The sequence below is a fragment of the Halobacillus dabanensis genome (assembly GCF_900114165.1).
Taxonomy (GTDB): domain Bacteria; phylum Bacillota; class Bacilli; order Bacillales; family Halobacillaceae; genus Halobacillus; species Halobacillus dabanensis.
Genome location: NZ_FOSB01000004.1, coordinates 49,639 through 75,117 on the forward strand (window position 1 = coordinate 49,639; position 25,479 = coordinate 75,117).

A 25,479-nucleotide genomic window follows, 5' to 3' on the forward strand; every position below is an offset into this window, starting at 1 on the left:
TTCCTACTCCTTTTGTAACATGAAGGATTTTGGCAGGATAATGTCCTAGTTCTCTGCACCTTCATCTTACCGTTTCTATTAGCTAAGGCGGAGAGGTAAGGGGAGGTTATTAGTATCGGGCACTTTTTTACGTAGAGTATATTACATGAAACGTGTGTTCGTTTTCAGCGAATCGTATTCAATTTTAATATAAACCAAGTGAAATAACTAGCTACGCCAATCATAAGGATCTTAACGAATAACAATGGAACGAAGAAAATTGCCGAAGATAAAATAGAGATCCACAGTAAACTGATTCCCATCCATTTGGCTCTCAGTGGAATTCCCCGGTGCTCACGGTAATAACGAATGTATTTGCCGAAATACTTGTTTGATAGCAACCAATTATACATACGGTTAGAACTACGGATAAAACAAGCAGCCGCTAACAGAAGAAGCGGTGTTGTCGGAATTAGAGGAAGGACAATCCCGGCTACTCCTATTGCAAAGGATAACCAACCGACGACTATGAGCAATGCTTTTTTCAATGTTTTCATCACCAACCTCCAAACTCCTATTATGTACATTTAATCAGGGAAAATAACATCTTTCTATATCCTCGTAGTAATTCCCCTATGTTCTAATACACATTCCAGAAACATCCTGATATAAGGAAATGTTTAATGTCGATCCGCCTTTTCATGGTCTTCCTTCTACTATTTACGAGCTTTCCATGCCTTTTAAATGGTTATAAAACAGCGGGTCCAAATGTATAACTATTTGTATTTTACCAAAACTGTCTCGTGCACTGGTGGATGACTTACTAAGGGCGGCAGAGAAGTTTAATATCGTGTGCGAGTGAGCAAAAAATCCCTTTCTTACTGATCGTGTGGGCTTGCCATTAGCGACCTGTTAATCCAGTACTTTTCCAGCCTGATCATCCCTTGTATTACTTACTTGCCTCTTTATCCTCCGGATCCCAGTTGGTGCCTTAGTATCCCCCCGGGTCCTAAGGGTCGACTGTTTTGAAACCTTTTTTCGATTTCGAACGTAGATAAAAGGGAAAGCAGGTGACGTTAATGAAAAAAAGGTTAGGCGCTTTTCTGTTCATCCTCCTTGTCTTCTTCCCGACTCAGGCTTTTGCGGTTGAATTCACGATTGCGGATACAGATATCCATGCTAAGCTCCTTTCAGACGGAAATGTCGAAGTGAAAGAGACCCATACCTACAAATTCGACGGAGAATTCAATGGGATTACCAGAACGCTGATTCCGAAAGAAAAGTCAGCAATTACAAATGTGCATGCTTCGGAAAATGGAACAGAGCTTCCCGTTGAACAAGAAGAGAATTTGTATAAAATCCACCGTAGTGGTTCAGATGAATCCATCACCATTGAGCTGTTTTACACAATACAGAATGGTGTAGAAGTATTTGAAGATGTTGGACAGTTTTATTGGCCATTTTTTGATGAAAGTAATGAATCCTCTTACCAAAATATGACGATTACCATAGAGCCACCCGAGCCTGCGGATATAAAGGCCGCTTATGGTTTTGATGCAGCCTATGAGACTGTTTCAACGACTGAGGACGGCAAGGTCGTTTTTCACTTAGGAACAGTGGACAGTGGAGAGAATGGAGATATTCGTGCAGCATACGATGCTGCGCTTTTCTCTAACGCTCCTGTTAAAAGCTTTGAACCGATGTTAGAAGAAATTCAAGCAGACAAAAAGCAAATGGACGAAATTATAGCCGCACGCGCAGAGACGAGTGAACGGTGGGGAAACTTTGCTTTATACTTCAGTGCTGCCCTCTTTATCCTTGTCCTCACCCTCTTAATTTCAGCTGCAAGGAAACGGAGTGAAACAGGACGGGAAGTTGATAGACGAAGAAGAAGTGTGAGCGGATTTCCTAAAGAAAAGATGAGTCTACCAGCGATGATGTCATTCACCAACCATGGTCATCTGCCGACTTCTGCTTTGACCGCATCTCTATTAGACCTTGTGCTTAAAGGTAACATTGAAAAGGTGACAGAAGAAGAATTTAAACTGGTCCACCGGGATACAGACTATAAGCACGAACACCGTCTGATCACATGGCTTTTTGATGAGATAGCTTCTAGTGATACACTTCACCTTGAAGACGTTGAAACTTATGCTGAAGATAAAAGTAATCATGAAAAATACCAATTAAGGATAAACGCATGGAAAGAAGAAGTGAAACAGGAACTTCAACAATATACTTTAGTAGAAAACGCACCAGTGCCCCGGTTTACTGCTGCAATAGCGGCACTAGTAACTCTTCCATTTATCTTTCTGTTTCCTTATTACGACTTATTTTTATGGATGTTCGTATCCATTTCACTCTTTTTATTTTTTACCGGATTCAGTATCGCTTACCGTCCGTTGAATGAGAAAGGTCGTATGATTAAAGAACAATTATATCCAATAAAGATCAGTGATGATTGGAAATCGTGGGAAGAAGAAGACCAAGTTCCTGCCCTGTTGTACCAGATCGGGATGGGAAAACGTGATCTTTTAAAAACCACCTCCCCTTCCCTGGCCCCATCTAACGGGGATTGGATGATGTTCCTCATTCTCGGGGCTTCCATACAAGAAAGCTTTCAATCAGCAGATAAGCATGCAACTGTTTCTGCCTCTTCAGGCGGAGTGAGTGGTGGCGGTGCTGGTGTAGGGGGAGGCGGTGGCGGATCTGGTGCCTTCTAATAATTAGAGAAGCTTGCCATTCCCTACATTAAACTATACCATGACATTTGTTGGAACAGAGAATCCCGATACAAGACACCAAGCTCCTTGAATTCAGTAGAACTGAACATTATTAAAAACGTCACTACCTTGATTAGGTAGTGACGTTTTTGTTGTTCATAGCAAAAAATAAAAATAATTTACCATAAATTGTAAGACCTGGTCACCCATTTTATGGGTGACCAGGTCTTACAATTTGAGGAAATAACATACTAAAAAAAGCCAGACCTCCGAATGAAGGTCTGGTTTAAATAATGCTTTATAGATTAACGGTTACGTCTGCTTCTTCGCGCAGGCTATCAACAAGCTTTTGCGTAGCTTGGCCTTCTTTCTGACGAGTCAACTGTTGTTCAATTGTTGGTTTAGCCTCTTCGAAAGATGGTACTTCTTGCTCTGTGTCCATTTGTTTTTGTTGTTCTTTCATTTTATCGTAAGCTTCTTTCATCTCTTCTTCAGAAGGTTGGACATCTCCAGCTTCCTCTGCTACAAGCTTATCGATTTTAATTTGAGATTGCAGTTGGCTTCGCACTTCTTCTTCACCCATGCCTTGTTCTTCCAAAGCAGTAAGGAATTCTTCCGCTGAACCTGCCTGCTGTTGCTTTGCTAGGTCTTCCAGCATTTTGTTAACTTCTTCTTCAGAAGCTTTATATTCGCGCTTTTCTGCTTCTTGCATCAGCAATTCCTGACCAACTAAATTTTCTGCTACCTGCTGTTTCAATTGATCTTGGTCCAGTTCTTGACCACTCATTTGTGACTGCATAGCTGCTTGTTGGAATTGGCCCTGATACGTCTTTTCAAACTCTTCTTTTTTAATTTCTGTACCATTTACTTTTGCTACGACATCTGGTACGCCTTTAAGATCCGGCTTAGGTGCTTCTTTTTGATCACCAGATTCAGATTTCTCTTTTTCTGTTTCCTCTTGTTTTGCTTTCCCTTCTTGATCTTCTGATGCTCCTTCATCACCATTACAGGCAGCTAGCAAAGAAACAAACGCCACAAATACTAAACTTAATAACCATTTTTTATTCAATGTCATTTCTCCTTTTATTCATCGTTGTGTTAGCCATTGTAACACGGTCCCCTATTCTGTAAACACTCCCTCCCCCTGCAAGAAGACAGGAATCAAAAGAAGAATATATCATAACCCCCGTCATGACAGCATTTTTAATTGTGTTTAGAGAGAAAAACAGAAAATGTGGAAAATTTGTGGAAAGTATCTGAAGAATTATTCACCTAATGAATGGCGGCGCTGAACCACTGATCCAATCCTTGATAAAAGGGGCTTGATGCGGATTCAGCTTCTCTTCAAATATTTCTTCTTTACTGAAAAACCGTTGTTTTTGACTCTCATGATTGATAGTTAGCTTCCCTTCGAATCCTTTGGTGCAAAAAATAATTTGGAGACTGAATACTCGATCACCATTTTCGTAGGTAGCATAACCTTTCTCCCCTGAATAAATACCGAAAAGCTGCAAATCCCGAAGCATTAACCCCGTCTCTTCTTCTACCTCTCTCTTCACTGTAGATTCGAATGTATCCCCAATCTCTAATAGCCCCCGGGAATGCCCCATGTACCACGATCTGTTCTTTTTTGTAAAAGGATTCTGCCATACTCATCTTCCATAATCGCTCCACATCCAACAGTCAGCAAAGTTTCAGTACCAACCATTTCACGCATCCTTTCAATATATCCGGTCATTCTCCCACCTCCCTACTTCAATCTTATAGTATAAATCTGTTGCCTATTTCGAAGCAAAGACAAGGTGGAGGATGCGGTTGAATTGATGGGTTTCCACCCTGTAATCGCGATCAATCAGCCAAGACACTAACCTGGATCGATCAGCATAATACTCATCATTTATCGCATCAATGGCTTCATCATTTCCCTCATCTAAGTATTGTTGCAAAATAGATTTTTTCGTGGCTTGATTTTCGAACATCAAATCAGCAATCGCAAGCCGGCCTCCATTTATTAGGACGCGATCCATTTCCGCCAGTGCGAGTTCTTTTTCTTCATCAGTAAGGTGGTGGAGAGCATAACTAGATACAACAAAATCAACGCCCTTATCACTTACAGGCAATGACAAAAAATGACCCCGTCTAGCATCGATATTGGGATGCTTATTTAGACAGACGCGCAGCATTCTTTCTGATTGATCCACCCCGATCATCTGTGTACCTCTATCTAAAAAGAGCTCCGCCAAATTCCCAGTTCCAACTCCAATATCCAGTCCTAGCTCATGACGTAGTGGATTAATACAATCTCTGACCCTTGTCAATGCTTCCTCATACTGCTGATGGACATTAAAGCCATAGCCTGTTGTTTTAATATTTTCATCGTATTGCTCCGCTTGAGCATCAAAGTCCCAGCGATCTTTCCAATTCTTTCGCATCTGTTTGATTTCCTTCAACTTTTGTGCAAGCTCCATAGTGTCTTCGGAGCCGGTCAAGTCTCCCTCCATCATCTTATCCAATACGCCAATCATGTCTCTGATTTGAATCATTTCTTCATATAAAACAGATCTCTGCATATCAAGAAAAGAAAATTGATCGACTTCTCCTTTTAAAAACTTTTTGATTTGCACCGTCGACATTCCTACTTCCCTCAAAGCCAATATTCCTTTTAGCTCTTTTACATCTTCTTCCTTATAATTTCTGTAATCATTTGCACCTTTTTCTGGTTTGACTAACCCTTTTTCTTCATAAAAGCGAATGGTCCTTGTTGTCGTGCCCAATCGGTTTGCCACTTCTTTAATTCTCATCGAATCACCTCTCCTAAGTCCACTTTAAACGTTGACGTAACGTAAAAGTAAAGTTATTTTTGAAATAGACTTATAATTTTTAAGTGGAAGACATAAGTTTTAAAGACTTTAAGGTGAATGTTTTTTTATTTCCGGTTAGTAGTTGAAAATAATGGGTAGCTTTTATAGTATAATGGTAACAAACAGTTTGATAGCTTTGATATCCGTAGAGGAGTGAGCAAATGTTAAAGGAAACTGATTTTCCCACAGAAGAATTGAAAGGGCAATGGATAAAGGTACGGAACAGAAAGTTGGAGGAAATGGCACAATTCATCCAGCGATATTTCCACCTTACTAAAGTCAGGGAAAATGCAAGCACGTATGAGGTCCAGGGATATATTTATCAACCGGGCTTCGGTGAAGTGAGGATGGCGTTTGAATTTAGTTACGAGAACGTCGCCAAATTCACGGACTTATTCGATGAACCCATTGAAAAAACAACAAAATAATAAAAAGAAAAAGGACCTCGATGCAGGTCCTTTTTCTTTGGATAAGCTGTTATTCAATGTATGAGTTACCCAGAATTCACGGTACTAATGTTTTAAAGAGAGGGGATATTCTGCTTATCCAGTCATGTCTACAACGGCGATTTCCGCGGGCGTTTGCTGAACCTTCTCAAGCTACGCTCCCCCACCTTGCCATAGGGAAGGTCCACACTCATTATTCTTTCCACCTCGCACCATACCGATGGAATACGGAAAAAGGTTTACCACCGAGTCTTTTTATAAAAACTCCTATCTCTTTTAATCTACCTTATCCAAATTAATAGGATGTGAAGAAAAAGGGAAATCTTTCCCTAAAGAAAAATCTGCACTCCATAAGAAGTCCTTCTATTGAACACTTTTATTCGCGTAAACCGTTGGGGACATTTCTGCTTGTGCGACTAATACAGGCCACCAGAATGGTGACCCGCGCCACCCATGCTCTTTCTTTCCTTCTTGACGAAGCATGATTAAGGCGGGAAAAGTTTGTGCTACCTTCCTGGCTAGCGTCAATTCCCCAGTTCCTTTACCAGGAGTGTCCGGGGAATTTTCATATTTACCATCTTTTTTAAAACGCCGTATCTGACGTTTGTGCCTTATGAACAGCCAAACGTAAGCACCTTCATCGGATTGTGAACTCAAATAATTGAGAACCCCTTCGTATTCATCAAGCTGGAAATCGTATCCTTCCTCCATCTCTAACGTTTGGTGCACAAGCTTCAGGAGCTGCTTAGCCACTGATAAAGGAATTAACACTGCCCCTTCTTTTGACTCCACTGCTTTTCTTTGTACTTGTTCAACTATACAGTCAATTTCACGGACCGTCTTATGAATATGTGTCTTATATCCTGTCTGGAACCCGACTGGTAACATTCGTTTATGAGGTTTGAGCATGGTTAGGCTTGAAAGCAAAATTTTGTTCGGGCTGCATGGAAGGATAGAGTCCCCCGAATCTCGTTGAATGAATACGACACCACGGTGATGGCCGCCACGTTCAAAGGCTCGGCGTAGTTCCCGGTCAAATTCATGAATCCGTTTCATCACTTGATAGATCTTTGCCGTTGTATAAAAACGAGTCACTGCAAGATCTGCGACAGGTCTTGCTCCGTACATCCGCGAATGTTGAAGGACCGTGTCTTGTTGGAAAGACTTCGGGTTTCTTCCATAAAAAAAGCCGATTAAATTGTGAATCGTTACCCCACGATCGAGAATTTGACCTCCGATAAAAATATTCATCGGCGCACGCAACTGCAATTCTCCTTTGTAATCCAGCAGTTCATTCACATCTTTTTCGGAATTTACAATGCTGCTAACCATATACTCTTCATCCAGCGAATACCGTACCTCTTTATATACTTCATCAAATTTCGGGGCAGGTGTTTTTTTCAATGTACGAACAGACCGGATAAGATCGTGGTAGGATTCTTTAATCAGTTCACAGAAATCATCTGTCTCGTTTCGTGCCGCTTCAGTCAGTAAACGCTCGAACCCCTGGATAAGTTCTGCTTGCCAAGCATGAGCACTCTTTCCACGCTCTGTATGAATGATGAAGGAATATTTCTGCTCCCGACGCCCTTTGGCTCGTTGTTGATATCTACGAATACATGCACCCACAATGAAATTGACGATCGCCTTCCGGATGTTTGCAATATTTTTCTGGTTAAGCAGACGGTCCATCTTCACCCGCCGTCCATCCATCTTTTTCATTACCTCAAGCTCTTTCTCCTCCACCTCGTGAAAAAAATAAGAAGCAAGATGACCCTCGATCTCACTTTTATCAAAATACACGTTTCCCCCAATATAACGATCATGGACAGGGACAAGTTCTGTAAATGCAGGGCGAATAGGTTCGAACACTTTCCCTTCATGGATGGTCATATCTTCAGGTTGCAAATACAGGGAATACGGAGTCGCTGTCACCTGTAAAAAAGCGGAACGATGGAGCACCTCACGAAAGTGGTTGATTTTTGATGCGATGACACGCATATGCTTCACATTCTGCTCCCGCTTATATTCGTATGCCACACTAGCAAAGTCCGCTTCATCATCGATAAATAACACACGTTTATCCTTCCACTGTGGATACTTCTCTTGAAAAGCCTCTCGAAGGCGGTCGAGATTATTGGTCTCTTTTTTAACAATTAAAGCTAGCTTTTGTGATGTTTCATATTTTCTAAGATTGTCAGGCATTGTCATAATATCATAGACTCTGATGGCATCATGCTCAATCAGTGGTTCAAACTCTTCTTGTAACCTTGCGTACGTTTGCTTTACTAAGGCATTTGTCCCTTTGGTCAATAAAACAACCATATCGAAGCCGTTATCGTAAGCCAATCCCATCACACCAATGAATGTCCGCGTCTTTCCTGATTGAATTTTCCCTAGCAACATTCCGGGTCTATGCTCAGAAGTCTCCATATCCTGTAGTTTAGTCATCGTCCGAAACATACATTCTCGTGCGGGTTGTTTATATTGGTTTTTTTGATTTAAATGCTGAAAAAAAGCCCCCTTTGTTGTTATGTTCTCCATTGCTGTAGGCATAGACATTTCTCCTTTTTCACAAAACACACCTATTATACATCAATTTACAGAAATAAAAAAAGCCTGATCATCTCCTATGACCAGACCATTTTCCTTACACCTTGCTCCTTTCCTCTGTAGGGTCTTCCAGTTTTTCTAAATCTACATCATTTCCAAAAAATTTCACTAACTTAGCTTTCGCTTGCCCTTTCACATCTTCATCAATATGGGAAAGGACTTGATAGACTGCGTAAATAATAACGGCACTATCATCTGCAAAACCGACAACAGGGATGAAATCTGGAATCACATCTAGTGGTAAAATCAAGTAACCCAGCGCGCCTGCAATTGTCAGTTTTGCTTTCTTTGGTGTGTTGTGGCTTTTGAATGCATAATAAAGCAACAAGCTATAATAGACGATTTTCGTTCCGATTTTGCTTCCATATTGTCGTAGTTTCTCTCCATATTCCTTTTCCGTAAAATGAGAACGCCCTCGTTCAATCGCTTTTCGCGGATCGAGTTTCTTCAATTTATCTTGATACGTCTTCTGTTCCGTCATAAAACACCATCCTTTTTGGGTACTTTTGACGAAAAATATGTTTTTTAAACCCAAATGTCGTTTGATAAGGGAAAGCAGAAAAGAAACTCTCCTATTTCCCGGGAAATTTATCACATAATGGCACTTTCTAAGAATGGTTGAACTTCGTAGAGGAACTCCCTGCAAGTAAACTGTAAAATAAACACTAGTTTTGTCGAACGCCTTCATAACGCTTACAGTTTTCGTCCTATTCTGATACTTTTAAAATAACAGTGTCATAGTTTTTAATCCTCATATATTCACTGACAAAGGAGAGGTTCGAAATGGAACTGGATCAACTTGAATTGAATACGACGGTTGATGAAGCCGAAAAAACAAAACCGTATTATACCGCTTTAATAGGTTGGAGTGTGCAGGCGATAGAAGCTGCCGCTCGAATGAATCGACCGTTCATCGTCGTCGGACCGTCAGAATTCGAGTCGTATGCAGAAAAGCATGATATACCGTTTGTAGGTTGGGACTTCAATAAACTCAATGAAGGATCTGATCAGCTGTACAAACAATTAAAAGAAATGGGTGCAGAACTTGCCGTTCCATTATATGAAGAATGTGTAGAATGGGCTGGTGCGTTAAATGCCCGTTTCCGTGAGGATCCTCGTGTTTTCAACCGATCCCTCTTGCTTCGTGATAAAGGAATGATGAAACGAAAAGCACAAATTTCCGGCATCAAAGTCGGTGTCTTTGAAGAGGCACACGACAAAGAAGATGTAGAACGCTTCTTGAAACGTGTGAATGAAGCATTGTTGAAATTAGAAGGCGACCACCTTGATCCCATTCATGTCAAGCCGCTCGATAAAGCCGGTTCTGTCGGTCACCTAGCCATATATAACAATGAAGATATCGAACAAATACAAGACACAGATTTTCCCTTGTTGATGGAAAGTCATCTGGATGGACAGGAATTTTCCTGTGAAGCATTCATCCATAAAGGGAAAGTTCGTTTTCTTAATATTACTGAATACGTCAAATTGGGATACTCAAACTTCGTACCTGCCTCTCCTGCCCTTGAAGAAAAAAGGCCACTGATTGAACGTGCTGTGCAGCAGCTTGTCGATGCCTTTGAAATCGAGTACGGAGTCATTCATCCAGAATATTTCATTACCCAGGACGGGACGCTTCACTTTGGGGAAGTTGCTGCCCGAGTACCTGGTGGGCACATTTTCGAACTGATTGAACGCGCCTATGGGTTTAGTGCGTATGAAGCACAAATCCTTTGCAGCGATCCCAATACGACAGAAGAAGAAATCCAAGAGTTGTTCCCGGATCCATATGATTATCAAAACTATGCCGGTTGCCTGATGGTCCATCCGCATGTTGATTATGTAGAAGATTTAAAGGTCCCGGAAGAACTCGAAGATCACCCTTATTTCGAAAAACACGATATGTTCACCCCTCCGCAAGGGAAAGTAGCTGAACGTGTCGGATTCGGCAACCACTATGGCACCATCTTTTTCTATGGCCGTGACAGTGAAGAAATGACTGATTTGCTTAAAACGTACGAGCAATACAATTTCTATGTATAAGCACAAGCGATAGAGAAAGGAGATGGATTCATGCCCCAAACGACGACTGCCCTTGTCGAACGTTTCTTATTTGCTCTCGATGAATTAGACAAAGCTCCATCTTTCGCAAAACCGAAGTATCAAACCGACGTCTACCAGGAGGCCAACAGACTGATTGAAACGGATGATGGTTTAGAAAAGTTATTCCAGCATGCGGATCGCTTTGAAAAAGCAGGTGTATTTCAAGATGGCCCCTGGGAATCAGCAGAGAAATTACAACCGCCTCTCGTGGCAGGTTCATTAAAAGCGAAAGGCCTGCCAATGATCATTGAGGTATTGAGCGAACTGCGGATGCTCGCTATTGCTAAAGGAAAAGCGACGAATCCGAATGTGTCGGCTCAAATGGCAGAGGAATTTTTAAATGAAGTGATGGTCTTGAATTTGAACCTCTTATTTCCTGACGCTAGCGAAAGCTCACGGATAGAAGAACATGATAACGATGAAAAAACGAATAAACTCTTTCAATTCCTCTCTAACCATTTATCGTCAAGTGCCTTGGTCCAGACACTCATTTATGAAATTAAACGTTTGACAGCTCAACGACCAATCATGGTTAAACGGATTGTTTCCATGATTAAAATGGCAAAAGAGATGCTTGATCACGATTCCGAAGACAAAGATAAAACAGAATTGAAGCAATTTATCGCCGCCATTGAAGGACCATCGACCTTAAGTGCCCAATACAAAGATGTGCATGCTTATTGGGCACAACTTAAGCTTCTGACTCGGACAGATCTTATATCAGAAAGTGTTTCCTTAGCTCAGTCGATGCGTGATACAGGGCTCGTATCTCCCCATCATGCGACATTAATCCGTTTTTTGAGCAAAAGGAACCCAGGATTGCTTGCCTACGCATTAAACTTGAACAGTAAAGGAAGTGCCAACCTTGAGGAGCATCGGGAGCTCGTCATTCAGCTGATTCGGGCCTCGATTTTCCCAGGGACCCGTCAGGCGATTTACGGACTTTCCATGTTGCTCGAACGTGGTGTCTTATCTCACTCACCAGTCGCTCCCGGTTTACGAAGGCTGGTCGAACTCGACATTCGTCCAGATGTGCGTAAAGCCTTATATTCAACTACGAATACCGGTGAAGGTGTGACAGCAAATAGTATTCTTGTTGCCGGGGCCATTCAAGTGCTCGGTCAGCCATTGGGAGTCGGCCAAGGGTTCAATCCTACCTGCCAGGCAGCTCGCGGCATTAGCTTGTGGGCTCAACACGCGCCCGGTTTTTTACTTGAAATCATCCCGCGCGCAGCTCGCGATGGAGATTTAGATTTCACCTTCGAAGGGACACCTATTCACTCTAAAGATTTAAAAGGTGGACTTGCGCCTGAATTGCATAAAGAACTCGATCCTGTTTCTCTTGTCCTCGTTCCCCACCTTGATAAAATTTACAGTGAAATGATGACACGGGTCGCTTTGAGAGGTGAAGACGGTCACCGCTGGGTTAACCCTGCCTTTTACGGGAACTGGGTGCAAAAAGGATTCAGCTCAGTCTTCGATCCTATCACAGGGTATGTGCTGGATTATAATGGGTTCGTCAAACTCTTTTATGCCACCCATCACCCTGAGTATAACGATGATTATGAACTGATCTATCCGAACCCTGTCGGCATTTTCATTACGAACGTGCACGGCAAACTGCTTGGCCTTCATGCTGTATCGATTACGAGAATAAGCAAAGACCAGAGTGGCGAAGAACGGATTTATTTTTACAATCCAAATAATGATGGATCGCAAAACTGGGGGCAAAACATCGAACCCAGCGTCAATGGAAATGGAGAAATGGAAGGAGAAAGCTCCCTCCCCTTCCATGAATTCGTCTCTCGTCTGTATGCCTTCCACTATAACCCATACGAACAAGGGGATGCATACGCTGTAGAAAACACAATCGTCCAAAACGTCCGTCAGCTTGCTCAGGAAAGCTGGGGGAAAGACTATACATGGGTGTAATGTCTATAACAAAACAAATGGAATAGAAATACAAAACGCCAGTCCTTTTTATGCGGACCGGCGTTTTTCATTCCTATATATACTCATTATAATCAGTCACTTCGGGGATACAATGATAGTTTCTATAAAAACATCCGCCTCTCACCCCCGTTTCGCATCAAAAAAAAGACTCCCAATCAAGTTGGAAGTCTTTTTAATATTACTTATTTTTGAACGTTAGCTGCTTGAGGTCCACGGCTTCCTTCTTCAATTTCAAAGGAAACTTCCTGGTTCTCTTCTAGAGTCTTGAAACCTTCACCTTGAATAGCAGAGAAGTGAACGAATACGTCGTCTTGACCTTCTACTTCAATAAAACCGAAACCTTTTTCTGCGTTGAACCATTTAACTGTACCTTGTACCATAGTTGTTGCCTCCTGCGTGGATCTGATCCACAATGTATTACTATTATTGCTCTGCATATTCATTCAAGACGAAAGTCACTCTCTAGTTACTTTAGCTATCATTCGTAGACGAACAAGAATAATTAATTTTTATTATAACCCCTCCTGCCCAAACTGTCAAGCTCCCCTCCCAATTATTTTCAACAAAAGCTCCCTATTCTGTAAGACCCAGTTTCGAGAATTTAGGGGGAGTTCAGGGTTCTACGGGAAAAGGTTCGTCCAGTTCCATCGCCCAGACACTCGCGTCATAAGCAGAACATCAAAGGGAAAAAAACATTCCGTTGATGTTCTGCTTATGCCAGTCGTGTCTCCCAGGGCGATTCCACATTTGAACACTTTCCGTGGGGCGGGCGGTGAGCCTCCGCCCCTTTCCATGATAAGTATCTCGAAACCATCTTCAAGTAAAGGAAGCAGCATGATGTAAGTGAAAATGCGGTAATCCCAAGCTTGAAGTGCTATTCTCCCTCTACTTATGGCGGGGTTATTGTTAGGCGATTTCGAGTAACTCTTACTGCAAGGGGAGGTGGGGGATGAGGAGACTCCTAATGTGAAAGCGGAAGTGCCTTGGGCAGCGGCGTATGAACTGGACTGAGCTGGAGGAGATAAAGGAAACACGAAGAGCATAGCGATTCGATGTTGACTTATCGTACAGAAGCGAGGGAAGTCTCACTAGCCGCTAGGCACTGGAGCTGGATAGCACACATATGGCTTATGTAGTCCTTTTGAATGTAGGTCCATTCAGGTATAAGAACAGGAATGGATAGACTGGCGAGACCCCGCAGGTCATGAAGTGTGAAGTGACCGAGGAGGCTTGCCGTCTTCCCCGCGGAAAGCGACTTATCCCCCACCGACCCTTATTTGCAATAACAACAAGGTGGATCATCACAGCAAACAAAAAAAGACTCCCGCAAATGCGGAAGTCTTTTTGTTTACTTATTTTTGAACGTTAGCCGCTTGTGGGCCACGATCGCCTTCAACGATTTCAAAAGAAACTTCTTGGTTCTCTTCTAGAGTCTTGAAACCTTCGCCTTGAATAGCAGAGAAGTGAACGAATACATCGTCTTGACCTTCTACTTCAATAAAACCGAAACCTTTATCTGCGTTGAACCATTTAACTGTACCTTGTAACATGTTGTTACCTCCTGCGTGGATATCTGGACCCACATTGTATTACTATTATTGCTCTGTCTATTCATTCAAGACGAAAGTCACTCTCTAGTTACTTCAGCTTTCATTTCTAACCGAACAAGAATAATTAACTTTCATTATAACCTCTTATCATACTTAAGTCAATACGTTATCAAACCTTCTATTATTTTTCTGGACTCCATGTTTTATTGGTAAAATCCACCCAACATCGAAAGTTTCATCTATCCAAAATAAGTATACAACAGCTGCCGAAGATTTAAGCCTTCATATTTCATGCTCAACTGTTCTTCAAAACTCCCTATAGAAAACCTTCCTCGCAACTCCAAGGCAGGCGCTGTCATATCCATGAAAGCTGCAAGAGCCAGTAACTCTACATCTGTAAGAGCCAATGTCGAAACTGCTCCCACTGCCTCGCCATTGGATTCATATTTGATTCGGATAGCACGGAGGAGTTTATCATAAGGACCATTCCTAAAGTACGTTACCGCTCCCTCTATATGAGCACCCACCATCGTAAATCGACCACCTAAGATTTTTATTATATATAAATATGTTTCCACATGTTATCTGGTTAAAGGTAGCTGACTCATACTTGTTTTAGAAAAATGTCCAGCTTTCCGGGGGGTGCAATTGTCTAAATAGTTTTATACTCCCATCACTCACAGCCGTCCCACCCCTTAATAAACTCTCAAGGGAAACACAGCCCATCATTAAGGACGAAAAGCTTGCGATATCTAACTCAACCTTCACTTCTGCATCTCCCTGCGTCAGCGCTGGCTTGCCTTCAGTAAACTGCCATACCGCTTCATAAGTTTCATCCAAAAACGTGTCTGTCACCTTCCAACCGATTCGAACCGTTTCTGTACCGAAAGAAACATCAGCTATTTGATCAAGAAAACCAGGGAGATCTATGATTCTATACATTAACCCCTGCCCTTCTTCACTAACTTTATGATAAATAGAGAATATAAGCTTTTCATCCAAATGGACAGGATCACTCAACATATGAACAAATTCTCGATCGAAGGTGGGGAAATAAACCGAACGCACCTGATCTTTCTGGTTATGCAGGAATTGAATCAAAGTCCGATACGCTGCTGTTGTCGTATAAAAAAAGTTCGTCACATAAAGATCATTTTCCAGAAAGTGTTTACCTGGTTTGAACTCAAACGTTAGATACCCTTCGATTACACCATCCTTTCGAACGCCGAATGTATGCAAATGTTCTTTTTCCAAAAATGAGAAGCCATACTCTGGTATTTCTGTCGCTCCGTGGGTCTGTGCTGCCCAAGTGTGATAGCAGTCTTGAACTTCCTTCTTGTTGTTTCCTTCTAATTCTTCCATAGACAGTGTCTCTTTATATTCAGGCAATTGGGATGGATGGAATTGATATGTCGAAAGACGAGGCCCCAACCCAAAACCCATTCGCTTATAAAAAGATGGCTGGAACGGATACAAGTGGGTAACAATTTTCCCGTCTTCCCGTGCATCATACAGGAATTTCTGAATGATGTGTTTGGCATTGCCCTGCTTTTTGTCAGGAAGATCAACAGCGACTGTCCCTATTCCACTTGCAGGAACCTTTGTACCATAGACATTCATAACATGATCATAGGAAATATAAGCTCCGGCCAACTTTTCTCCTTCATAAAGGCCGATGGTATGGATCTCCTCTTTCTGTGCCATTTTCTTGCGATGATCCGTGTAGCGGTTCTTTTCCTCTACCGACTCCAGTTTCATCCCGGGGTAACAACGCTGTGACAAATTCGTGAAAGCCTTAAAGTCCTCCACCTCTTTGAAGTGCATACTATTTCCTCCTTTAAACTATCCTTCTGTTCAATCCATTAAATCAAGTCTAGCATTTCCCATATTTTTCATCTATTCTAATAGATAGAACCTGTTCTTAAGTCTGGTGACATAAGAACTATAAATCCATTCAAGCAGGTGATTACTTTGGATAACCCCGTACCTTGGGGAGAGTTAGAACGGAAATACTCCCAAGCTTTACATGCGATCGTTCCTGTTGTCATCGAAGACCATAAACGCGATATGCGGCACGTGAAAGAGTTTAATTCTTATATTGAACACTTTCCTGATTACTCCACCCATTTAGCAAAAACGTTACACCGGTCCTGTGATGCTTTATTCCTTCCAGAAGAGGAGTATAACAACTATATGGAAGAAGACCATAAAGAAAGCGTTCTAGTAGGGATTGCTTTTGCTGAACGCAACTATTTTACGATCGATTTGATGCTTCAACTGAACCATAGCACAAGGATGAGCAGTATCCACAGAGTGCTCGAAATAATTAAGGAAATGATGGGAATCCTTCTCCAATCATTGAACGTTTTTTTGACCTTACAAACAAAAGACAGAACTCTTTTTTTCAGGGATACATAAGTGAACAGAATAAAAAACTGAGAGAGCAAAGTATAAAGGACCCTTTGACATCCCTTTATAACCGAAGGCATTTCTATCCATATGTAGAAGAAAAAGTGAAAGCGGCTCAACAAAAGGAAGATCCTATATCCCTGATCCTGATCGACTTTAATAATTTCAAAGATATCAACGATCATCTTGGTCACCAGGAAGGAGACCAAGTATTAAAAAGTTTTGCAAACCTCCTCCTTGCCATCCGTAAAAACTTCGATGGAGCTTTTCGATTTGGAGGGGATGAGTTTGTACTAGTAATCCCAGGATGCGGTGAAGAAACGGCTGAAGAAATAGCAAGAAAACTAAACCAGGACATTAAAAACCTTCACAAAAAAGCTTCCATTTCTTATGGGTTTATTGAATTAACCCACTTTGATGAATCTGATAGCATGAGTATCGACAACTATCTCAATATAGCCGACAAGCGAATGTATGATAATAAAAACTACGCAAAAAGGTGAATGAAAAAACATGGCCCTATTGCTAGCGATTTCTTTATTGGCAAGCTGATGGCTGATGACAAGGCACTACGCCAATTCAAGGCGGGTTGCTGATATCTTAAGTGCCTGAGCGCTGGTACTAGCTTACGCTCTCAAGGGAATTTTAAAAATTCGTTGAAAGTAGAGAAAAAACATGTTCCTTCCCCCTACAAAATGTGTAATAAAAACGCGTGAAATCTAGATTTAAATCTGATTTCACGCGTTTTTATTACAGTTCATATCCTAGATAATATTTCTATTAAACCGCTGGTGGACCAAACTTACCCTGGCGGAAATCATCATATGCTTGCTTGATTTCCTCCATTGAATTCATTACGAAAGGGCCATGGGGGACGATTTCTTCACGGATCGGAGCACCCGAATAGATGAGTACTTTCGTACGGCGTTTTTGCGACTTGATTGTCAGTTCACTCGTTCCTTCACCGTTTTCATTAAATGACAGGGTCCCGACACCGTGCTTCTTCATATTCACTTTATTTACCCCTGCTTCGATTTCTCCTGCCAGTACATATAAAAAGGCGTTATGATTTTCAGGCAAATCGAGGGTGAATTCTGCTCCCTTTGCTAAAGTTAGTTCACTCAACGTAATCGGCACAATCGAATCTAACGGACCAGTGACTCCTGCAACACATCCTGAGAAAACTTTTACCGACCCGCCATCAATGGGAACGACTGGTGCCTCTTCTCCATAAACATTTTGATAAATGGTCTCCGAGTCCTTCTTATCTTTCGGCAAATTGAGCCAAAGCTGTAATGTATGAGCGACATCGTCTTCTACTCCATCTTCAGCGTGACGGGCAGCCCAGCCAGCATTCATATATTGAACATCACCAGGCTCTAAGATATCACGGCCACCTGCATTATCAATATGTTCCAAACGCCCATCAACAACATAAGTGACCGTCTGGAACCCACGGTGTGGATGGTCAGGAAAAGTTCCCTTTTTGAACCAATCCTCTGCCATCAATATGAATGGATCGAAATCCCGCCAGCGATCTGCAGGTAAAACCCATCCTTTTTGAATAGCAGGAAAACCCATTTCATTGTACTTTACGTACCAACGATCTTTCACTTCTCGTTGAAAACGCTCTGCCATCAGACTCATCCTTTCCATAAGTTAGTTGCTATATCTACTATTTGCTCAAAAGAAGGACTCCTCACCCTTCAAGGTTTTTTTGCATTTTCGTAAGGAGCCTGTCTAATTCTTTCAATTCTTCATCACTAATGCCATCCGTCACTACGTCATTAAACCTCTCAGCAACAGGTACGACCTGCTCCTTCAACTCCCCGCCCTTTTCTGTCAGATAAAGCTCCAGCGAGCGGCGGTCTTCACTACAAAAATTCCGCTTGATGAATCCCTTATTCTCAAGGTTCGAAGCCATCCGGGCAATATTCGTCTTATCTTTACCTAAATACTGTGCTAGTTGGTTCTGTGTTAAACCATCTTTTTCCCAAAGAAGCATCATGATCAAGTTCTGTTCTGGGGCTAAGTTGTACGGTTGAAGCCTGGACTTGATATAGCCCGTCAACTTCAAATCTGTTTGATGTAACTTAATACTGATATAATCCTGAAAACTCAATCTCATAAATGGTCCCCTTAAATAGTTGCTATACATACTATTATAATCAGACAAAAGTACCCTGTCAAAAGTCTTCATTCGTTTTCGTTACAGTCAGTCTTGATTCTTCTGCATTAGATTGCTTTCCTTCTCTGTTAAGTCACTTTCCTCTTGTATTAGGGCACTTTCCCTCTCCCTCCAAGTTCCCCATCAGCCTAGCTACTTGTCAGGTTCCACAAAATGTCCGATAAGGTTGATCGGACGGCTCTGGCAGTTCCGCATAAGCTTCCTGCTCTTCCGAGTAAGCATAAGGATCAGCCAACACGGTAAGTAACTCTTTAACCACACTGAAATCATCATTGGTAACTGCAGCGGTTAACGCTTCTTCCACTCTGTGATTCCGGGGAATAATCGCTGGGTTTGTTTTTTTCATCACCTCACGCACCTTTGCTTCCGATGCGTCCTGACGTTCGAGGCGTGATTGCCACTGCTTATACCATTTCGCGAACGCTGCTGTTCCGTACATCGCCGTTTGGTCAGGTCGACCGAGCGTCAATGCGCGGAACGTGTTCGTATAATCAGCCTCGTGCTTCTCCATAATTTCTAACAAATCATCAATCAAGGGCTGGTCCTGCGCTTCTTGGGACACCATTCCTAATTTTAATCTCATGCCAGAAAGCCAGTACGATTGGTAGAAGGAGTCATATTTAGCGTGTGCCTCCTGCGCCATTTCTACTGCTTTTTCCTGGTCTTCATGAAAAAGGGGCAGTAAGGCTTCAGCAAATCGCGCTAAATTCCACGCTCCGATCGGGGGCTGATTTTTGTAGGCATACCGTCCTTGCACGTCGATGGAGCTAAAGACTGTTTTCGGATCGTACTTGTCCATAAACGCACATGGTCCATAATCAATCGTTTCCCCACTTATCGTCATATTATCCGTATTCATCACGCCATGGATGAACCCTACGAGCTGCCACTGTGCAATCAGCGATGCTTGTTTTTCTATTACTTTTTCAAAAAGATCCACGTACGGCTGCTCTGTTCCGGCAAGCTCAGGATAATGACGATCGATGGCATAGTCAGCTAAGTCTTGAAGGGCCTCCTTATCCTGTAGCCCGGCAGCATATTCAAATGTTCCGATTCGCAAGTGACTGGAAGCTACTCGTGTTACAATTGCTCCCGGCAAATCTGTTTCGCGCGTAACCGTTTCGCCAGTCATCACGACGGCCAGGCTCCGGTTGGTGGGAATCCCTAACCCGTGCATCGCCTCGCTGATGATATATTCTCTGAGCATCGGGCCCAATGTTGCACGACCATCGCCCCCTCGAGAGTAAGGCGTCCTCCCTGAACCCTTAAGTTGAATATCAAACCGCTTTCCTGCAGGAGTGATCTGCTCTCCTAAAAGGACAGCGCGTCCATCTCCAAGCATCGTCAAATGTCCGAATTGATGTCCTGCATAGGCTTGAGCAATCGGCTCAGCTCCGTCTGGTATTTTGTTGCCCGCAAACACACTTACATCCATATGTTCTTCTATCCCTAACTCTTTCGCTACTGTTTCATTGTATAGAACTAGCTCAGGAATTTGCACAGGGGTCGGTTCCGTTTTCGTATAAAAAACCTCTGGCAAAGAACTATAGCTATTTTCTAAGTTCCATCCTTGTGTTGTCATGATATTCTCCTTTATCGCTTTTGTAGTTGTCTCCACCATATCATAAGAAAGCCTCTTTTTAATTTAATCTGTCCGAGTAGAGCGATAATCTTGCCTCATTAATGAAAAATCTTTCCGGAAAAACTTTGATTCTTGCCAAGTTGTTCCTTATTCTGTCCAAAATAGAGGATAATTTGTCCACAACACAAAAGCCCGCCAACAATAGGCGAGCTTTCTCTTATAACATTTCTTCTATTTTCGGAAAAACATTGACAGCATTTTTATAAAACACATTCTCCATATGAGCACCAGGAATGAACGCTGCAATGAAATCCGCATAAGCCTGGATGGGAACAAGTGGCCAGTCCGAACCGAATAGTAGCTTCTCATAATGGTCGCAATACGTAAGTGCGTGACGGACATGATCAAAATGATTATCGACCAATCTTGCATCGAGCTGCTTTTTCGTGCCGACGAGCCAACCGGATAAGTCTGCGAACATATTTCGATTTTTATAAACTACTTCCGCTCCCGTCAATACCCAGGGATCTCCGAAGTGGGCCATCACAAAATTGACATCCCTTCTCGTCACTGCCAATTCATCCAACGTTAGCGGGTGGGAGTATTTCAGCAGACCGCGCTCGGAATAAGTATCCCCCGTATGCAAAACAACCGGAACGGAGTAAGCAGCAGCAAGGTCATAGACAGACTGATAGATTCTATCATACGCATAGTGAGGGTAATAACCTAAATAAATTTTGATTCCGACGACTTCTGCTTTTTTCAGCTCTTTCTCCAAACGGTCTAAATCCGATTGGTTTAAGTGATCCGGATTAACCCCTGGACACAACGCAACCCGGGGTGGCAATTCTTCTTCCAGGTCAAGCATCATCGGTGTTCTCACATGACGATCCGGGAACTCCTGGTCCGTTGTTTCGGCAACGCCCATCCCGATAGCAAGGGAGATATTCGCTTCTTCCATTTCTTTTTGCAGCCCTTTTCCTGAGTAATCGACACGGGAATACTCTCTTCCCGTGTCGCGAAAACTTTTGATATCAGAAAAATGAATATGAGCATCAATGACTTTCATCTTACTACTCCTCGAAAGAGATGTTGTGAAAAGGGTTCTGCTTTAGAGGACGATCGTTTTCGGCGACAAAAAGAAAGGTAGGCTTTACAGAAACGGTATCGCCGCAGGCAGCGGACCATTCTTGGATCGCTTCTATGAAAAATACCTCCTGGTTCATATATAAATCCGCACGTTGTTTCGCCTTCGGATGAACAACCGTCAAGTTCTCTTTCTGGTCGTCTACACCAATGACTAAGGAGGAGTCCGCTTCTATATCATACTCCTCGACCCCTGCATAATAGGTGTGGAATACGCCTTCGGTTGGAATCCGGGCAAAACAGGAGGACAACTTCTCTTCAGGTTTGAAAAAGGCCTCCAAGCCAAGCTTTTCATTTGTGAACGTTCGAGAAGCTTTTTGGTCAATTTCTGCAAAGAATGAAACGATAGGAACTTCTGGAAGTGTCAAAGCATACTGCTTCAAGGTGACTCCTTTCATCGTTTCATGTTCAGTAAATGTCGTAGCCAGACACACCCCTGTCCAAGTATTTCCTTTTTGATCGATCTTTGTTACAGGGTCGACTTCCGTCCTCTCTTTCATCATCGAATAAGGACTCACCTGTGTAGGCGCATAACGTATTCCGCCTCCCCATGGGTTCCACCAACTCTTCGGCCCTGCCTCTGGATACTGATGATGAAGGAACTCACGCCCTTTATACTTCAAAGAATAAACGCCTGGAAAGTAGGAAGGTGCAACAGCGAATTGGAGAGCCCCATTATCAACTATCCAGCGATCTTCTATCTGGTTTACTTTCACCTTTTCCTTCCCAGTCACAATGTGGTACTGTTGAAAGTCAGCTTGTCTCCCTGGAGTACGGAATCGCCCCTCCAAATGCTTGATTCCAGGCCTTTTATGGACGATAGGAATGGGGATCTCTGTCACCCCTTCCTCCTGTTTGACCTCTTTCACCAAACGCTCTCCCTCGTTTTCGACTGTCAATTTACCGTGAACATACGGTGTCAAGAGCGAGCGAAAAGAATGGGTCACCTCCTGGTCTACGGAAGAAATCAGTCCACTGTCTGCTTCTAATTCAAACACTGGTTTTTCTTGCACAGACGGTGCCTCTTCCCCTAAAACCAATTCCCGCCATTCCCGCCAATGCGGAACGGTGTTCACGCCTACTTGAATCGGCCCTACACATACTTTTCCGGCTGGTTTTATATCATCTAGGCTGTATTCAATGGCAAAACGCCAGTCGTCTTTACGACCTACCGCCTCTTCTGGCCACGCTAAGCCAAATGTTTCCCCTTCCCTGTTCGTGGTGAACATCCACCGTTCAAATATTTTTTGACCTCGGAAGTATTCAACAAAAGGAATAAGCGCCTCAGAACCGACCATCACTCCGTCCTCTTCCGGTAGTGCCACTGCCTTGAATTTAGGGAAAATCGGTTGCAATAAATGCAAATTTGCATACTCTTCTGTCCCTTTATTAACGATTTCATGATGAAGCTCAAGTAAGCCATCTCCAAAAATTTTATAATAGCTATTCAGCCAAACACCTGCGAATGACTCAGATTGTAAGGATGTTTTTACGACAAATGCCTCAGCAAGCTCGATGTACTCTACAACTGTTGCTTCTTTTTTCGAAAATTCTTCACTAAACGGCTCACCTAGCTTGGCTGTCATAAATTGGAGCGGATCTTCTTTGGACCGGAATGATCCGACTTCCACACTGTTATTACGCTTTTCAATCTTCACAAAATGCGGCCCATTGTATCCATACCAGTGTGTTTCACTCTCTCCTCCGAACTTCCCACCATAACCCGGAAATGCAATCGACAGGAATGATTTGAATGAAAATGCATGTCCCGATTCCGTCTCTACCTCTACTGCAACTTCTTGATTCAAAAAGTCATTTTTCAATAATTTTATAGCTACAGGGAGGGACAACCTCTCTTTCCCCTGGACTGTCGCTACCCGTGATGGTTCGCCCCACTCTACTACCCCTTGCTGTGGCAAACTGAATTTCCATGTCGATGTTTCTTCAAGTTGGCTCACGAGATCTACGTAAATGGTCCCTGTTTGTCCTGCACGCCATTGTTTTTTCACAGCTCGGACTTCTACTTTTCCAGCTTTAATAGGAAAAATACCCAATTTCATCGGGATTCCTGCACCGTTTATTACTACGTCGCTCTCAATGACCGGATGTGTTTTCCATGGGCTCGGTTCTCGATTTGGTACTTGAACAGTTGTCGGCACAGTAACCTTCCATTCCTCTTCTACCATGTTGCTAACATTCAAATCATGATGGGTTATAGAGGAGGACTTTCCATTCACAGCGACCATCATAGGTTCTTCTTTATGATTGACAATTTGGTAGAATACTTCATGCTCCTCTTTTTCCCGCAGTTTGAAAGAAGGCGCCTTCATTTCAACCAGCCAATCATTTGTCTCTACTAAGCGGATCCCACGACCTGTACGTTCAAACTGGATGCGTACAAACTCATCTCCTGCTTCCCAACGGTACTCATAAAACGTGTACCCCTCTTCCTTGATGCCATCAGGCTGCACTCCAATCGAACGCTGACTCGTTGCGTACCAGTCATGTTTTTCGAAGAAGGGACGCAATGCATCCATTTGCAGCACAAGTGGCATGAAGTTCATTAAGTGGGTGGCATCATCTCGCTCTTCCCAAAAGAATCCGCACTTTTTATAGAGCGGAACTGCTTTCGTATTGCCCGGCCATGTAAACAGATCAAGCCTAGGCCAACCATATTCCACCGTCTTTTCAATCGCACGGATCAAAAGCTGTTTGCCGATTTTCAACCCTTGATAATCTGGATGCACATTCAACAATGGGATATATAAAGCTCCTGTATCTTCCTTATATTCAGAAAGGCCGCAGTATCCAACCACTTCCTCATCGACAATAGCTAACAGCAAGTTCAAGTTAGTAGACTTTGCTTCCTTGTCGATCACGTCCTGTTCAGTCACGACTACCGCATCTCCACCCCAGTTGTCCCGACTTTCGTTCCACATCTTCGCTACACCGGCAGCCATACTTTCTTCATATTCGACAATTTCGACTCGCTCTAACGTTTTCATAGCATTTCCTCCATATTATGTAATGGAAAACAAACCTTCTTCTCACAGTTTATGATTTTATGGTCTTGAAGTAAAGAATATTCAGATAAATGCATGGATGAATCTACCAGTACTAGTGTTATGAATTCTTTAGCAAACAAAAAATCACAAGAAAAAAAGCCAGGCAATGAGCCTGACTTTCACTTCCTTATCCGGTTTAGAAACTGTTGTGTGCGCGGTTCCTGTGTATGTTGAAAAATCTGTTCTGGAGGCCCTTCTTCAACGACTGCTCCTTGATCCATAAAAATGACTCTATCCGCGACTTCTTCGGCAAAACTCATTTCATGGGTCACGACTACCATCGTCATGCCCTCATCCGCGAGCTCCTTCATAACATCCAAAACGTCTCCAACGAGTTCTGGATCGAGCGCAGATGTCGGTTCATCAAACAAAATCACTTCTACTCCGGTGGCAAGAGCACGGGCAATGCCCACACGCTGTTGTTGACCGCCCGAAAGTTGATGAGGGTAAGAGTCCAACTTTTCACCAAGTCCAACCTTAGTCAATATATCAGCCGCTCTTTCTCTCGCTTTCGCTTTAGAAATCTTTTGGACGGTCACTGGACCTTCCATGACATTTTCCAATGCGGTGAAATGCGGAAATAGATTATGGTTTTGGAACACCATGCCCGTTTGTTTCCTGAATTCGACCACCTGCTTTTTCTTTACAGGTTTGGAAAAATCGATAGACTGATCACCAATCGTAATTTCTCCTTGTTCCGGAGTTTCAAGGATGTTCAACGAACGAAGCAATGTCGTTTTCCCTGACCCTGATGGACCGATAACGACAACGACCTCACCGCGGTCCACATTCATATTGATATTTTTCAATACGTGTAAATCTCCAAATGACTTATTCAACCCTTTAACTGTAATCATGCCA

At 42.7% G+C, this 25,479-nt stretch carries 23 protein-coding genes; 6 read left to right on the forward strand and 17 right to left on the reverse strand.

Annotated elements, in window-relative coordinates; all coding sequences use genetic code 11:
- Positions 1-164 precede the first annotated feature (164 nt).
- Positions 165-536 (reverse strand): YbaN family protein, encoded by a 372-nt coding sequence (locus tag BMZ58_RS08090; protein WP_075036055.1) that lies wholly within the window; start codon positions 534-536, stop codon positions 165-167.
- 522 nt (positions 537-1,058) lie between these two features.
- Between BMZ58_RS08090 and BMZ58_RS08095 the strand changes: the two genes are divergently transcribed.
- A complete protein-coding gene (locus BMZ58_RS08095) occupies positions 1,059-2,702 on the forward strand; it encodes a DUF2207 domain-containing protein (protein WP_075036056.1) in 1,644 nt (547 codons plus the stop codon).
- Positions 2,703-3,000: 298 nt separating this feature from the next.
- Here the strand turns inward: BMZ58_RS08095 and BMZ58_RS08100 are convergent, their stop codons facing one another.
- The 4 genes from BMZ58_RS08100 to BMZ58_RS08110 all read right to left on the reverse strand — a co-directional run bounded on the left by BMZ58_RS08100 (position 3,001) and on the right by BMZ58_RS08110 (position 5,503).
- A complete protein-coding gene (locus BMZ58_RS08100; RefSeq protein ID WP_075036057.1) occupies positions 3,001-3,777 on the reverse strand; it encodes a SurA N-terminal domain-containing protein in 777 nt (258 codons plus the stop codon).
- A 193-nt stretch (positions 3,778-3,970) separates the two neighbouring features.
- Positions 3,971-4,312: an NUDIX domain-containing protein gene (locus BMZ58_RS08105; protein WP_341864769.1), complete on the reverse strand. Its 342-nt coding sequence runs from the start codon at positions 4,310-4,312 to the stop codon at positions 3,971-3,973.
- The gene (locus tag BMZ58_RS21685) at positions 4,288-4,440 is read right to left on the reverse strand and encodes an NUDIX hydrolase (RefSeq protein WP_341864770.1); all 153 of its coding nucleotides are present in this window, start codon (positions 4,438-4,440) and stop codon (positions 4,288-4,290) included. Before BMZ58_RS21685 ends, BMZ58_RS08105 begins: the two co-directional genes overlap by 25 nt.
- A gap of 43 nt (positions 4,441-4,483) precedes the next feature.
- Positions 4,484-5,503: a MerR family transcriptional regulator gene (locus BMZ58_RS08110; RefSeq protein ID WP_075036058.1), complete on the reverse strand. Its 1,020-nt coding sequence runs from the start codon at positions 5,501-5,503 to the stop codon at positions 4,484-4,486.
- A gap of 221 nt (positions 5,504-5,724) precedes the next feature.
- On the opposite strand from BMZ58_RS08110, the gene BMZ58_RS08115 reads away from it, so the two are divergent.
- Complete coding sequence (locus BMZ58_RS08115) at positions 5,725-5,991, forward strand: hypothetical protein (RefSeq protein ID WP_075036059.1); 267 nt, start codon at positions 5,725-5,727, stop codon at positions 5,989-5,991.
- Positions 5,992-6,372: 381 nt separating this feature from the next.
- Here BMZ58_RS08115 and BMZ58_RS08120 read toward each other — a convergent pair whose 3' ends face one another.
- Positions 6,373-8,565: a Z1 domain-containing protein gene (locus tag BMZ58_RS08120; RefSeq protein ID WP_075036060.1), complete on the reverse strand. Its 2,193-nt coding sequence runs from the start codon at positions 8,563-8,565 to the stop codon at positions 6,373-6,375.
- A 94-nt stretch (positions 8,566-8,659) separates the two neighbouring features.
- Positions 8,660-9,103 carry a YkvA family protein gene (locus tag BMZ58_RS08125; protein ID WP_075036061.1) on the reverse strand — a complete coding sequence of 148 codons (444 nt, stop codon included), beginning with the start codon at positions 9,101-9,103 and terminating at the stop codon, positions 8,660-8,662.
- A gap of 302 nt (positions 9,104-9,405) precedes the next feature.
- On the opposite strand from BMZ58_RS08125, the gene BMZ58_RS08130 reads away from it, so the two are divergent.
- Entirely contained in the window at positions 9,406-10,665 is a 1,260-nt protein-coding gene (locus BMZ58_RS08130) for an ATP-grasp domain-containing protein (protein ID WP_083412623.1), read from the forward strand.
- A gap of 30 nt (positions 10,666-10,695) precedes the next feature.
- Positions 10,696-12,657, forward strand: coding sequence for a hypothetical protein (locus BMZ58_RS08135; RefSeq protein WP_075036062.1), 1,962 nt, complete (start codon positions 10,696-10,698; stop codon positions 12,655-12,657).
- Positions 12,658-12,860: 203 nt separating this feature from the next.
- Here the strand turns inward: BMZ58_RS08135 and BMZ58_RS08140 are convergent, their stop codons facing one another.
- The 4 genes from BMZ58_RS08140 to BMZ58_RS08155 form a co-directional block, all read right to left on the reverse strand.
- On the reverse strand, positions 12,861-13,058 hold the full coding sequence (locus BMZ58_RS08140; RefSeq protein WP_075036063.1) for a cold-shock protein: 198 nt from the start codon (positions 13,056-13,058) through the stop codon (positions 12,861-12,863).
- A 972-nt stretch (positions 13,059-14,030) separates the two neighbouring features.
- Positions 14,031-14,228, reverse strand: a complete 198-nt coding sequence (locus BMZ58_RS08145) for a cold-shock protein (RefSeq protein ID WP_075036064.1) — start codon at positions 14,226-14,228, stop codon at positions 14,031-14,033.
- 239 nt (positions 14,229-14,467) lie between these two features.
- Positions 14,468-14,758 (reverse strand): hypothetical protein, encoded by a 291-nt coding sequence (locus BMZ58_RS08150; RefSeq protein ID WP_075036065.1) that lies wholly within the window; start codon positions 14,756-14,758, stop codon positions 14,468-14,470.
- 85 nt (positions 14,759-14,843) lie between these two features.
- On the reverse strand, positions 14,844-16,052 hold the full coding sequence (locus BMZ58_RS08155) for a GNAT family N-acetyltransferase (RefSeq protein ID WP_075036066.1): 1,209 nt from the start codon (positions 16,050-16,052) through the stop codon (positions 14,844-14,846).
- A gap of 147 nt (positions 16,053-16,199) precedes the next feature.
- Between BMZ58_RS08155 and BMZ58_RS08160 the strand changes: the two genes are divergently transcribed.
- Positions 16,200-16,646: a hypothetical protein gene (locus tag BMZ58_RS08160; protein ID WP_075036067.1), complete on the forward strand. Its 447-nt coding sequence runs from the start codon at positions 16,200-16,202 to the stop codon at positions 16,644-16,646.
- 32 nt (positions 16,647-16,678) lie between these two features.
- A complete protein-coding gene (locus BMZ58_RS08165; RefSeq protein WP_279626124.1) occupies positions 16,679-17,140 on the forward strand; it encodes a GGDEF domain-containing protein in 462 nt (153 codons plus the stop codon).
- A gap of 277 nt (positions 17,141-17,417) precedes the next feature.
- Here BMZ58_RS08165 and BMZ58_RS08170 read toward each other — a convergent pair whose 3' ends face one another.
- The 6 genes from BMZ58_RS08170 to BMZ58_RS08195 all read right to left on the reverse strand — a co-directional run bounded on the left by BMZ58_RS08170 (position 17,418) and on the right by BMZ58_RS08195 (position 25,475).
- Positions 17,418-18,275, reverse strand: coding sequence for a pirin family protein (locus BMZ58_RS08170; RefSeq protein ID WP_075036069.1), 858 nt, complete (start codon positions 18,273-18,275; stop codon positions 17,418-17,420).
- A 61-nt stretch (positions 18,276-18,336) separates the two neighbouring features.
- Positions 18,337-18,765 (reverse strand): MarR family winged helix-turn-helix transcriptional regulator, encoded by a 429-nt coding sequence (locus BMZ58_RS08175; RefSeq protein WP_075036070.1) that lies wholly within the window; start codon positions 18,763-18,765, stop codon positions 18,337-18,339.
- A 199-nt stretch (positions 18,766-18,964) separates the two neighbouring features.
- On the reverse strand, positions 18,965-20,407 hold the full coding sequence (locus BMZ58_RS08180; protein ID WP_075036288.1) for a protein adenylyltransferase SelO: 1,443 nt from the start codon (positions 20,405-20,407) through the stop codon (positions 18,965-18,967).
- Between the two features lie 217 nt (positions 20,408-20,624).
- The gene (locus BMZ58_RS08185; protein WP_075036071.1) at positions 20,625-21,476 is read right to left on the reverse strand and encodes an amidohydrolase family protein; all 852 of its coding nucleotides are present in this window, start codon (positions 21,474-21,476) and stop codon (positions 20,625-20,627) included.
- 4 nt (positions 21,477-21,480) lie between these two features.
- Positions 21,481-24,558, reverse strand: coding sequence for a GNAT family N-acetyltransferase (locus tag BMZ58_RS08190; protein WP_075036072.1), 3,078 nt, complete (start codon positions 24,556-24,558; stop codon positions 21,481-21,483).
- 179 nt (positions 24,559-24,737) lie between these two features.
- Positions 24,738-25,475 (reverse strand): amino acid ABC transporter ATP-binding protein, encoded by a 738-nt coding sequence (locus BMZ58_RS08195; RefSeq protein WP_075036073.1) that lies wholly within the window; start codon positions 25,473-25,475, stop codon positions 24,738-24,740.
- Positions 25,476-25,479 lie beyond the last annotated feature (4 nt).

What these genes read in the sequence shown, in the direction of transcription:
- BMZ58_RS08135 (WP_075036062.1), top strand. Translation starts at nt 10,696, where the DNA reads ATGCCCCAAACGACGACTGCCCTTGTCGAACGTTTCTTATTTGCTCTC.
- BMZ58_RS08090 (WP_075036055.1), bottom strand. Translation starts at nt 536, where the DNA reads ATGAAAACATTGAAAAAAGCATTGCTCATAGTCGTCGGTTGGTTATCC.
- BMZ58_RS08190 (WP_075036072.1), bottom strand. Translation starts at nt 24,558, where the DNA reads ATGAAAACGTTAGAGCGAGTCGAAATTGTCGAATATGAAGAAAGTATG.
- BMZ58_RS08095 (WP_075036056.1), top strand. Translation starts at nt 1,059, where the DNA reads ATGAAAAAAAGGTTAGGCGCTTTTCTGTTCATCCTCCTTGTCTTCTTC.
- BMZ58_RS08100 (WP_075036057.1), bottom strand. Translation starts at nt 3,777, where the DNA reads ATGACATTGAATAAAAAATGGTTATTAAGTTTAGTATTTGTGGCGTTT.
- BMZ58_RS08140 (WP_075036063.1), bottom strand. Translation starts at nt 13,058, where the DNA reads ATGGTACAAGGTACAGTTAAATGGTTCAACGCAGAAAAAGGTTTCGGT.
- BMZ58_RS08185 (WP_075036071.1), bottom strand. Translation starts at nt 21,476, where the DNA reads ATGAAAGTCATTGATGCTCATATTCATTTTTCTGATATCAAAAGTTTT.
- BMZ58_RS08105 (WP_341864769.1), bottom strand. Translation starts at nt 4,312, where the DNA reads ATGGGGCATTCCCGGGGGCTATTAGAGATTGGGGATACATTCGAATCT.
- BMZ58_RS08180 (WP_075036288.1), bottom strand. Translation starts at nt 20,407, where the DNA reads ATGACAACACAAGGATGGAACTTAGAAAATAGCTATAGTTCTTTGCCA.
- BMZ58_RS08150 (WP_075036065.1), bottom strand. Translation starts at nt 14,758, where the DNA reads ATGGTGGGTGCTCATATAGAGGGAGCGGTAACGTACTTTAGGAATGGT.
- BMZ58_RS08175 (WP_075036070.1), bottom strand. Translation starts at nt 18,765, where the DNA reads ATGAGATTGAGTTTTCAGGATTATATCAGTATTAAGTTACATCAAACA.
- BMZ58_RS08125 (WP_075036061.1), bottom strand. Translation starts at nt 9,103, where the DNA reads ATGACGGAACAGAAGACGTATCAAGATAAATTGAAGAAACTCGATCCG.
- BMZ58_RS21685 (WP_341864770.1), bottom strand. Translation starts at nt 4,440, where the DNA reads ATGACCGGATATATTGAAAGGATGCGTGAAATGGTTGGTACTGAAACT.
- BMZ58_RS08130 (WP_083412623.1), top strand. Translation starts at nt 9,406, where the DNA reads ATGGAACTGGATCAACTTGAATTGAATACGACGGTTGATGAAGCCGAA.
- BMZ58_RS08195 (WP_075036073.1), bottom strand. Translation starts at nt 25,475, where the DNA reads ATGATTACAGTTAAAGGGTTGAATAAGTCATTTGGAGATTTACACGTA.
- BMZ58_RS08170 (WP_075036069.1), bottom strand. Translation starts at nt 18,275, where the DNA reads ATGGCAGAGCGTTTTCAACGAGAAGTGAAAGATCGTTGGTACGTAAAG.
- BMZ58_RS08155 (WP_075036066.1), bottom strand. Translation starts at nt 16,052, where the DNA reads ATGCACTTCAAAGAGGTGGAGGACTTTAAGGCTTTCACGAATTTGTCA.
- BMZ58_RS08115 (WP_075036059.1), top strand. Translation starts at nt 5,725, where the DNA reads ATGTTAAAGGAAACTGATTTTCCCACAGAAGAATTGAAAGGGCAATGG.
- BMZ58_RS08120 (WP_075036060.1), bottom strand. Translation starts at nt 8,565, where the DNA reads ATGCCTACAGCAATGGAGAACATAACAACAAAGGGGGCTTTTTTTCAG.
- BMZ58_RS08110 (WP_075036058.1), bottom strand. Translation starts at nt 5,503, where the DNA reads ATGAGAATTAAAGAAGTGGCAAACCGATTGGGCACGACAACAAGGACC.
- BMZ58_RS08145 (WP_075036064.1), bottom strand. Translation starts at nt 14,228, where the DNA reads ATGTTACAAGGTACAGTTAAATGGTTCAACGCAGATAAAGGTTTCGGT.